At 66.9% G+C, this 8,886-nt stretch carries 9 protein-coding genes; 2 read left to right on the forward strand and 7 right to left on the reverse strand.

The window, feature by feature from the left end; translation table 11 throughout:
• Nucleotides 1-10 precede the first annotated feature (10 nt).
• The 6 genes from CSC76_RS18880 to cyoA are packed head-to-tail and all read right to left on the reverse strand — an operon-like array spanning nucleotide 11 to nucleotide 5,350.
• Nucleotides 11-433, reverse strand: coding sequence for a hypothetical protein (locus tag CSC76_RS18880; RefSeq protein WP_202923511.1), 423 nt, complete (start codon nucleotides 431-433; stop codon nucleotides 11-13).
• Entirely contained in the window at nucleotides 414-1,199 is a 786-nt protein-coding gene (locus CSC76_RS09915; protein WP_238394928.1) for an SURF1 family protein, read from the reverse strand. Before CSC76_RS09915 ends, CSC76_RS18880 begins: the two co-directional genes overlap by 20 nt.
• Nucleotides 1,196-1,597 (reverse strand): cytochrome o ubiquinol oxidase subunit IV, encoded by a 402-nt coding sequence (gene cyoD, locus CSC76_RS09920; RefSeq protein WP_162109846.1) that lies wholly within the window; start codon nucleotides 1,595-1,597, stop codon nucleotides 1,196-1,198. The genes CSC76_RS09915 and cyoD overlap by 4 nt, the downstream gene beginning before the upstream one ends.
• Nucleotides 1,597-2,229: a cytochrome o ubiquinol oxidase subunit III gene (gene cyoC / locus CSC76_RS09925; protein ID WP_162109847.1), complete on the reverse strand. Its 633-nt coding sequence runs from the start codon at nucleotides 2,227-2,229 to the stop codon at nucleotides 1,597-1,599. Before cyoC ends, cyoD begins: the two co-directional genes overlap by 1 nt.
• The gene (cyoB, locus tag CSC76_RS09930) at nucleotides 2,222-4,231 is read right to left on the reverse strand and encodes a cytochrome o ubiquinol oxidase subunit I (protein ID WP_162109848.1); all 2,010 of its coding nucleotides are present in this window, start codon (nucleotides 4,229-4,231) and stop codon (nucleotides 2,222-2,224) included. Before cyoB ends, cyoC begins: the two co-directional genes overlap by 8 nt.
• Before the next feature lie 42 nt (nucleotides 4,232-4,273).
• Entirely contained in the window at nucleotides 4,274-5,350 is a 1,077-nt protein-coding gene (cyoA, locus tag CSC76_RS09935; RefSeq protein ID WP_238394929.1) for a ubiquinol oxidase subunit II, read from the reverse strand.
• 144 nt (nucleotides 5,351-5,494) lie between these two features.
• On the opposite strand from cyoA, the gene CSC76_RS09940 reads away from it, so the two are divergent.
• Together CSC76_RS09940 and CSC76_RS09945 are read left to right on the forward strand one after the other, a co-directional pair.
• On the forward strand, nucleotides 5,495-6,805 hold the full coding sequence (locus tag CSC76_RS09940; RefSeq protein ID WP_162109849.1) for an MFS transporter: 1,311 nt from the start codon (nucleotides 5,495-5,497) through the stop codon (nucleotides 6,803-6,805).
• Between the two features lie 50 nt (nucleotides 6,806-6,855).
• The gene (locus CSC76_RS09945; protein ID WP_162109850.1) at nucleotides 6,856-7,761 is read left to right on the forward strand and encodes a peptidylprolyl isomerase; all 906 of its coding nucleotides are present in this window, start codon (nucleotides 6,856-6,858) and stop codon (nucleotides 7,759-7,761) included.
• A gap of 94 nt (nucleotides 7,762-7,855) precedes the next feature.
• Here the strand turns inward: CSC76_RS09945 and CSC76_RS09950 are convergent, their stop codons facing one another.
• Nucleotides 7,856-8,752, reverse strand: coding sequence for a DMT family transporter (locus tag CSC76_RS09950; RefSeq protein WP_162109851.1), 897 nt, complete (start codon nucleotides 8,750-8,752; stop codon nucleotides 7,856-7,858).
• Nucleotides 8,753-8,886 lie beyond the last annotated feature (134 nt).

The following is an 8,886-nucleotide window of genomic DNA, read 5'->3' on the forward strand; positions in this document are numbered from 1 at the left end:
GCGACCGCGATTACCCAACTGCCGGGCGAACGAACAGCACCGTGCCGATCACGACCTGCAGCAGGAACAGGAACACGAACGGATTGGCGATGCCGCCGGACAGGTACAGCTGCACCGTGAGCGAGGCCACGTCCACCAGCAGGCCAACCAGCAGGGCCGCATGCGAAACCTGTGTGTGGCGCCGGCACCACAGGTGGCTGGCCAGGTTGAACAGCACCAGAGCGGCTAGCACGGCAAACATCGGCTGCAGGGGCAGTGCGATGCCCAGGCCGTACTGCACCACCAGGATCGTCGCCACCTGTCCCACCACCGCGATCCAGCGCAGCTGAATGAGCTGCTGCAGGTTGCGCAGGCCCGCGCGATCGTATGACCCCGCCAGGCGTAAGGCCGGCGGGGCAGGGTCGTCTGGAGCTTCAGCCCGGCGGAAGTACATGCGTGCCCCGGGAGGAGTGTCGGCGCCGATCATCGCGCCAGCGGCGGTCCGACGCGAACAGGACACCCACGGCCACCAGCGTCAGCAGCGCCATCCCGAACCAGGGCAGCGCGTAGGACAGGTGCGGATCGCGGAACTTCACCACCGTCATGCCGCCGCGCGGCCAACCGCGGAAGCCAGGCTCGGCATCGGCGTCGACGAAGAAGGGAGCGACCCGCGCAGCCGGCAATCCCTGCCTGCGTGCTATCGCGACGACATCACGCGAATACCAGCGATCCTGTTCCGGCACGTTGCGCCGCAGGAAGCCACCCTCCGGTTCGCTGATGCGCAGCAGGCCTTCCACGACCACCCGGCCCTGTGGTGCGCGCGACGCGGTGGCGCCGGCCGGCACGAAGCCCCGATTGACCAGCACGTAGTCACCGTTGTCGGCCTGCAAGGGCTGCAGCAGCCAGAAGCCGCCGCCGAGTTCGGTCACCGCCTGCGTGCGTACCAGCCGATCCTGCAGGAAGTGTCCGGCCACCAAGATGCGCCGGTAGCCATGGTCCGCCTCGGTGATGGCGCGCCACTGCACGCGGGAAGGCGCCGGTACGGCCGCCGCATGGATGCGTGCATCGACGCGGGCGATCAGGTCGTGCTTCCACGCCATCCGTTGCAGCTGCCACACACCCAGCACGACGAATCCGCAGAAGGCGAACACCAGCAGCGCCGCGAACGCGACCCGCCAGCGCGCGCGCGGCGGCGGCGGCGTGGCAGCCACGTCGGTCACGGCAGGCTCTGGACCGCCTCCTGCATCCGATGCATGTCGTGCGCGCCCGGCATCATGTGGGTGTTCATGTTATGCATGACCCACAACGTACCGGCCAGCACGATCACCAGCAGCACGGCGGTGAAGATCAGCGCGAACAGGTTCCAGCCGCCTTCCGACTTCGGATTCATGTGCAGGAAATACACCATGTGCACGACGACCTGCACCATCGCGAAGGCCAGGATCACCAGCGTGGTGATGGCCGGCGTGGGCAGCACCTTGGCCATCACCAGCCAGAACGGGATCGCGGTCAGCACGACCGACAGCACGAAGCCGGTGACGTATTCCTTCACGCTGACATGCGGAATGCCGTCCTCGAGGAAGTCGTCGTGTTCGGAGGAAGAAGAAGGGTTGGCCATCACTGCACGCCCATCAGGTAGACGAAGGTGAAGACGCCGATCCAGACGACGTCCAGGAAATGCCAGAACATCGACAGGCAGGCGATGCGGCGCGTGGTGGTGCGATTGAGGCCCCACTTGCGCACCTGTACGCACAGCACGACCAGCCAGATGACGCCGAACAGCACGTGCAGGCCGTGCGTGCCGACCAGCGTGAAGAACGCCGACAGGAACGCGCTGCGCTGGGGTCCTGCACCGATGTGGATCAGGTGATGGAACTCGTAGACCTCGATCGTCAGGAACGCCAGGCCCAGCAGGCCGGTGACCAGCAGCCAGCCGATCGTGCCGCGGCTGTTGCGCTTCATCATCGCCAGCATCGCGAAGCCGTAGGTGATCGACGACACCAGCAGGATGCCGGTATTGATGGCGATCAGGTGCAGATTGGGCAGGAACAGGTCGCGGCCGGACGGGCCGGCGGCGTAGCTGCCCGAGAACACCCCGAACGTGGCGAACAGGCTGCCGAAGATCATCAGGTCGCTGAGCAGGTAGATCCAGAAACCCAGCAGCGTGCCGTTCTCCGGGTGATGCCTGCCCTCGGTATCCAGGAACACCGGCGAGCCGTCGGGTCGAGAGAGGGCGATGGACTCAGACATGGACCTGCTCCAGCTGCACGGTGCGCGCCTGTTCGGTCCTGGCGACCTCATCGGCAGGGATGTAGTAATCGCGGTCGCGGTCGAAGCTGTGCCAGATCGCATAGGCGATCGTCGCCAGCAGCGACACGCCCGCCAGCCACCACACATGCCAGATCAGCGCGAAACCGCACACCGTGCTCAGCGCCGACAGGACCACGCCCGCACCGGTGTTGCGCGGCATATGGATGGCCTTGAAGCCGCTCTTGGGGCGCTCGAACCCGCGCTGCTTCATGTCCGTCCAGGCGTCGGTGTCGTGCACGACCGGGGTGAAGGCGAAGTTGTAGTCCGGCGGCGGCGATGACGTGGACCACTCCAGCGTGCGGCCGCCCCAGGGATCGCCGGTGTGGTCGCGCAGCTGTTCGCGGCGGCGGAAGCTGATGAAGATGCAGTACAGGAACGCGGCGATGCCGATGGCCACCAGTACCGCGCCGAAGGCCGCGATCTGGAACCAGATCTGCAACGACGGATCCTCGAAGTGGCTCATGCGGCGGGTCACGCCCATCAGGCCCAGCACATACAGCGGGGTGAACGCGAACCAGTAACCGGCCAACCAGAACCAGAACGACACCTTGCCCCAGAAATCGTCCAGCCTGAAACCGAAGGCCTTGGGGAACCAGTGCGTCATCGCCGCGAACAGGCCGAACACCACGCCACCGATGATGACGTTGTGGAAGTGCGCCACCAGGAACAGGCTGTTGTGCAGCACGAAGTCCGCCGGCGGCACCGCCAGCAGCACGCCCGTCATGCCGCCGATCACGAAGGTCACCATGAAGCCCATGGTCCACAGCATCGGCACCTCGAAGCGGATGCGGCCGCGGTACATGGTGAACAGCCAGTTGAAGATCTTCGCGCCCGTCGGGATCGAGATGATCATCGTGGTGATGCCGAAGAACGAGTTGACGCTGGCGCCCGAGCCCATCGTGAAGAAGTGGTGCAGCCACACCAGGTAGGACAGCACGGTGATGCAGACCGTGGCGTAGACCATCGACGAGTAGCCGAACAGGCGCTTGCCCGAGTAGGTGGACACGATCTCGGAAAACACGCCGAACAGCGGCAGGATCAGGATGTAGACCTCCGGGTGGCCCCATATCCAGATCAGGTTGACGTACAGCATGGCGTTGCCGCCGAGATCGGTGGTGAAGAAGTTGGTACCCACGTAGCGGTCCAGCGTCATCAGCGCCAGCACCGCCGTCAGCACCGGGAACGACACCACGATCAGCACGTTGGTGCACAGCGCCGTCCAGGTGAACACCGGCATCTTCATCATGCCCATGCCCGGCGCGCGCATCTTCAGGATGGTCACCAACAGGTTGACGCCGGACAACAAGGTGCCGACGCCGGCGATCTGCAGCGCCCAGATGTAGTAGTCCAGCCCCACCCCGGGGTCCTGGTTGCCCAGGTTGGACAGCGCCAGCCAGCCGGAGGTGGAGAACTCGCCCAGGAACAGCGACAGCATGACCAGCACCGCGCCTGCGGTGGTCATCCAGAAGCTAAAGTTGTTGAGGAACGGGAACGCCACGTCGCGCGCGCCGATCTGCAGCGGCACCAGATAGTTCATCAGGCCGGTGACCAGCGGCATGGCCACGAAGAAGATCATGATCACGCCATGGGCGGTGAAGATCTGGTCGTAGTGGTGCGGCGGCAGGTAACCCAGGTTGTCGCCGAAGGCCATCGCCTGGTGCAGGCGCATCATGATGGCGTCGGCGAAGCCGCGCAGCAGCATCACCAGGCCCAGCACCATGTACATGATGCCGATCTTCTTGTGGTCGATGCTGGTGAACCACTCGCGCCACAGCCAGCCCCACAGCCTGTACTTCGTGATCACCGCGACCAGCGCGAGGCCGCCGAGGCAGGTGCCGACGAAGGTCGCGGCGATGATCGGATCGTGCAGCATGGGAATCGCGTCCCAGGCCAGGCGACCGGTGATCGGTGAATGGGGGACGGTGCTGGTATCGAAGGCCATCTTGCTGATCCGGTGAATCCAGGAGTGCGGCGACCGGGCGCGTCAGGGCGCCTTCAGGCCACCGGCAGTGGGAACGGGAGACATGCGACCCGCCGCTCGCGCCGTCTCGACCGTGCAGAGGTCGGAACGAACGAACGGACCGGCGGCGAGGTTGCCGCGGCGCGGCCGCTGCAACGCCCCGCTGCCGTCCAGGCCGCGGCCGCCCATGGCGTCGTAGGCCATCATCTGGTCCATGCACAGGCGGTCGGTGTCCACGCAGCGGTTGACCACCGCATCGAACAGGCCGGGATCGACCGACGCGTACAGGCGCGCCGGTTCGCGTGAACTGGGCACTTCCAGCTTCAGGTATTCGGCGCGGGTCAATGCCTTGCCTTCCGTCCGGGCTTCAGCGATCCAGCGGTCGAAGTCCTGGCCGGACAGCGCATGGAAACGGAAGCGCATGTGCGAGAAGCCCTCGCCGCTGTAGTGCGAGGAGAAGCCTTCGTACTCGCCTTCCTTGTTCATGACGGCGTGGAGCTTGGTCTCCATCGCCGGCATCGTGTAGATCATGCCCGCCAGCGCCGGCACGTAGAACGCGTTCATCGTGGACGACGACGTCAGCCGGAAGGTGATGGGACGGTCGACCGGCGCGGCCATCTGGTTGACCGAGGCCACGCTGTACTCCGGATAGACGAACAGCCATTTCCAGTCCAGCGCGACCACCTGCACTTCCAGCGGTTTGACGTCGGCCGGCACAGGGCGTCCCTCGCCGATGCGTCCCAGCGGGCGGTACGGGTCGAGCAGGTGCGTGCCGATCCACGTCACCGCGCCCAGCGCGATGATGATGAGCAGCGGCACGCCCCAGATCACCAGCTCCAATTGGGTGGAGTGGTCCCAGTCGGGCTTGTAGGTGGCGCGCGTGTTCGCGGCCCGGTAACGCCAGGCGAACCAGAACGTCAGCGCGATCACCGGCACGATGACGATGAGCATCAGCACGGTGGCCACGACGATCAGATGGCCCTGGCGGGCCGCGATGTCGCCGGCCGGGTTCAGGACCAGCAGGTTGCATCCCGACAGCATGGACGCGGCGGACATCGCCACGGCGGCCTGCAGGGTTCTGCGCACGAAGGACATGGGCATGGGGGGGTCTGCCGATTGATCCAGATCAATGTAGTGCGCTCCGCTTTCCGGGAGTATTGGACGTTTTGTCCTATCGCGGATGCGCGCCCGGTCTGCGAGTCTATGGTCGCCCCTTCCCTCGTCCGGCCCGGCGGTCCTTGCGCGATGTCGACCCTCAGCCCCACCCGCTCCACCCATGACCATGGCACCAAGGCCGATGCCGATGTCGCCCCGGGCGAGATCGCCGTGGGCGTGGTGATTGGACGCGCGTCGGAATACTTCGACTTCTTCGTGTTCGGCATCGCCTCGGCGCTGGTGTTCCCGGCGGTGTTCTTTCCGTTCATGGACCGCCTGGAAGGCACGCTGTGGTCGTTTGCGCTGTTCGCGCTGGCGTTCGTCGCGCGGCCCTTCGGCACCATGCTGTCGATGAAGATCCAGGCACGTTGGGGACGCGGCATCAAGCTGACCGTGGCCCTGTTCCTGCTGGGCACGGCGACCGCCGGCATCGCCTTCCTTCCCGGTTACGGCACGCTCGGCGGCACCGCCATCGTGTTGCTCGCTCTGTTCCGCGTACTGCAGGGCCTGGCGATGGGCGGCTCGTGGGACGGCCTGCCGTCGCTGCTGGCATTGAACGCCCCCAAGGACCGCCGCGGCTGGTACGCCATGCTGGGACAGTTGGGCGCGCCGGTGGGATTCATCGTGGCCGCGGGTGTGTTCGCCTTCCTGTATGCCAGCCTGGAACCCGCCGATCTGCTGTCGTGGGGCTGGCGTTATCCGTTCTTCGTCGCGTTCGCCATCAACGTGGTGGCGCTGTTCGCCCGCCTGCGCATCGTGGTGGCCGAGGAATACCAGCACCGCATGGGCGAACTGGAACTGGAGCCCACGTCGGTGCGCGAACTCTTCCGGGCCAAGGGCCGCCATGTGGTGATCGGCGCGTTCGCGGCACTGGCCAGCTACGCGCTGTTCCATATCGTCACCATCTTCCCGCTGTCGTGGATCCTGCTGTACTCGCAGCAGTCCATCGTCAGCTTCCTGATCGTGCAGATCGTCGGCGCGTTCATCGCCGCCGGCGCCATCGTGGCCTCGGGCGTGATCGCCGACCGCTTCGGCCGCGCCCGCACGCTGGGCGCGCTGGCCGTGGGCATCGCCATGTTCAGTGGCTTCGCGCCCACGCTGATGGAGGGCGGGCCGGTCGGCCAGGGCGCCTTCATCCTGGTGGGCTTCGCGCTGCTCGGCCTGTCCTATGGCCAGGCCGCCGGCGCAGTCACCGCCAATTTCGGCCAGCGCTACCGCTACACCGGCGCCGCCCTCACCTCCGACCTGGCCTGGCTGATCGGCGCGGCGTTCGCCCCGCTGGTCGCGCTGGGCCTGTGCGCCAACTTCGGACTGGCGTGGCTAGGCGCCTACCTGCTCTCGGGCGCGCTGGGCACGCTCGTGGCCCTGGGCATCAACCGGGCCATGAACTACAAGAGCTGACGCCGGCGCAGTCGCACTACAATCCGGTCATCCCAAGCCCCGGAACGTCCATGCGCCTGACGCCCCTGCTGCTCGCCTGCCTGTTCGCCCTGCCCGCCGCGCACGCGGCTGAGCCGCCGAAGTACCTCAGCGCCAAGGAGATCCTGGACGCCTCGCCCGACGCCGACTGGCGCACGCTCGACCCGGCCAGCACGCTGTACATGGACGTGCCCGGTGGACGCGTGGTGATCGAACTGGCGCCGGGCTTCGCGCCGGAGCACGTGGCCAACATCCGCACGCTGGCGCGTGAGGGTTTCTGGAACGGGCTGGCCATCTACCGCTCGCAGGACAATTTCGTGGTGCAGTTCGGCGATGCCGATGCGGAAGACGCCGCCAAGGCGAAACCGCTGGGCACGGCGAAGACCAAGCTGCCGGCGGAATTCGCGCGCACGGGTGAAGGTGTGTCTTTCACCCGGCTGCCGGACGTGGACGGCTGGGCGCCCCAGGTAGGATTCGTCGATGGCTTTCCGGTGGCACGCGATCCGAAGACGAACGAGGTCTGGCTGGCGCACTGCTATGGCGCGCTGGGCGCGGGTCGCGGTGGCCCGCCCGACAGCAGCAACGGCAGCGAACTGTACGTGGTCACCGGCCAGTCGCCGCGGCAGCTGGACCGCAACATCACCCTGGTCGGACGCGTGGTGAAGGGCATGGAATTGCTCAGCGCGATCCCGCGCGGCCCCGAGCCGATGGGCTTCTACGAGAACGCGACCGAGCGCACGCCGATCACCGCCATCCGCCTGGCCAGCGAGGTGCCCGAATCCGAGCGCACGCCGCTGCAGGTGCTGCGCACCGACACGAAGACCTTCGCCGCCGCCACCGAGGCGCGCCGCAACCGCCGCGACGGCTGGTACGTGCGGCCCGCCGGCCATATCGACCTGTGCAACGTGCCGCTGCCGGTGCGCGAAGCCAAGCGTTGAGCCGCTGATTTTCCCGTGGGAGCGACGTCAGTCGCGATGACGTCGTCCCATGTCTCACCGCGACTGACGTCGCTCCCACAAGAACCGCACAGCCTCATGGCGCCCGCTGGCTGGCCGCCACGCTGCCCAGGATCAGCACGCCTGCGGCCAGCATCGCCAGCGTGACCGGTTCGCCGAGGAACGCCCACGCGAAGCCCGCGCCGAACAGCGGCACCAGGTAGGTCACCGTCGATGCGCGGGCCGGGCCGATGCGCTGGATCAGCCGGTAATACAGCAGGAACGCATAGCCCGTGCAGACCACGCCGATGGCGATGGCAGCGCCCCACGCACCGGGCGGGATGCGGGCCGTCGGCCAATGGGTCGCCGCGAACGGCAGCACCAGTAGCGCCGCGCAACCGAGCGTTGCGGCGGCGGCCGCCGCCGGTGGAATCCCCGACAGGTGCTTGCGTACCAGGTTCACGCCCACGCCATAGAGCAATGCCGCCGTGGAGCCGGCCACCACCGCGCCGCCCACACTCAGGCCACCTGCCTTGCTGGTCGCCAGCACCACCACGCCGACGAACCCCACAAGCAGCGCGAGCGAACGGCGCGTACCGATCTTTTGCCCGAAGAACAGAAAGCCCACCAACGCGGCGAACAGCACGGTCATGGCGTTGCAGATCGCACCGATCGCGGCCGGCGACCGTTGCGCCGCCCACGCGAACAGCAGGAACGGGATGGCCGAATTGATCGCGCCGATCATGGCCAGGCGCGGCCACATGCCGGCGCGGAAGTGCGCACGCTCGCGCCACAGGAACGGCAGCAGGACCAGCGCACCCAGCGCCAGCCGCACCTCGACCAGCGCAAACGGCCCGAACGGGTTCGCCGCGATGCGCATGAAGAGGAACGAGCTACCCCAGATCGCGCCCAACGCCAGCAACTCGAGCGGCGTGCGCCAGTCGCGCCCGGCCACCTGCGGGATGGGGTCTACGGTGGTCGTCGCCTGTGCCATCGCGGGAGCCTCGTTCGTGTCGGGCACCATTCTGGCGTAACACGATAGCCCTACAAGCGCGTACGATACGCCCATGCCACAAATTTGGCTTGTGTCTGGAGACTCCTATGAGCCTGCGCCCCGCCCTGCTGCCC

It is taken from the genome of Pseudoxanthomonas mexicana (assembly GCF_010093385.1).
Lineage (GTDB): Bacteria > Pseudomonadota > Gammaproteobacteria > Xanthomonadales > Xanthomonadaceae > Pseudoxanthomonas_A > Pseudoxanthomonas_A mexicana.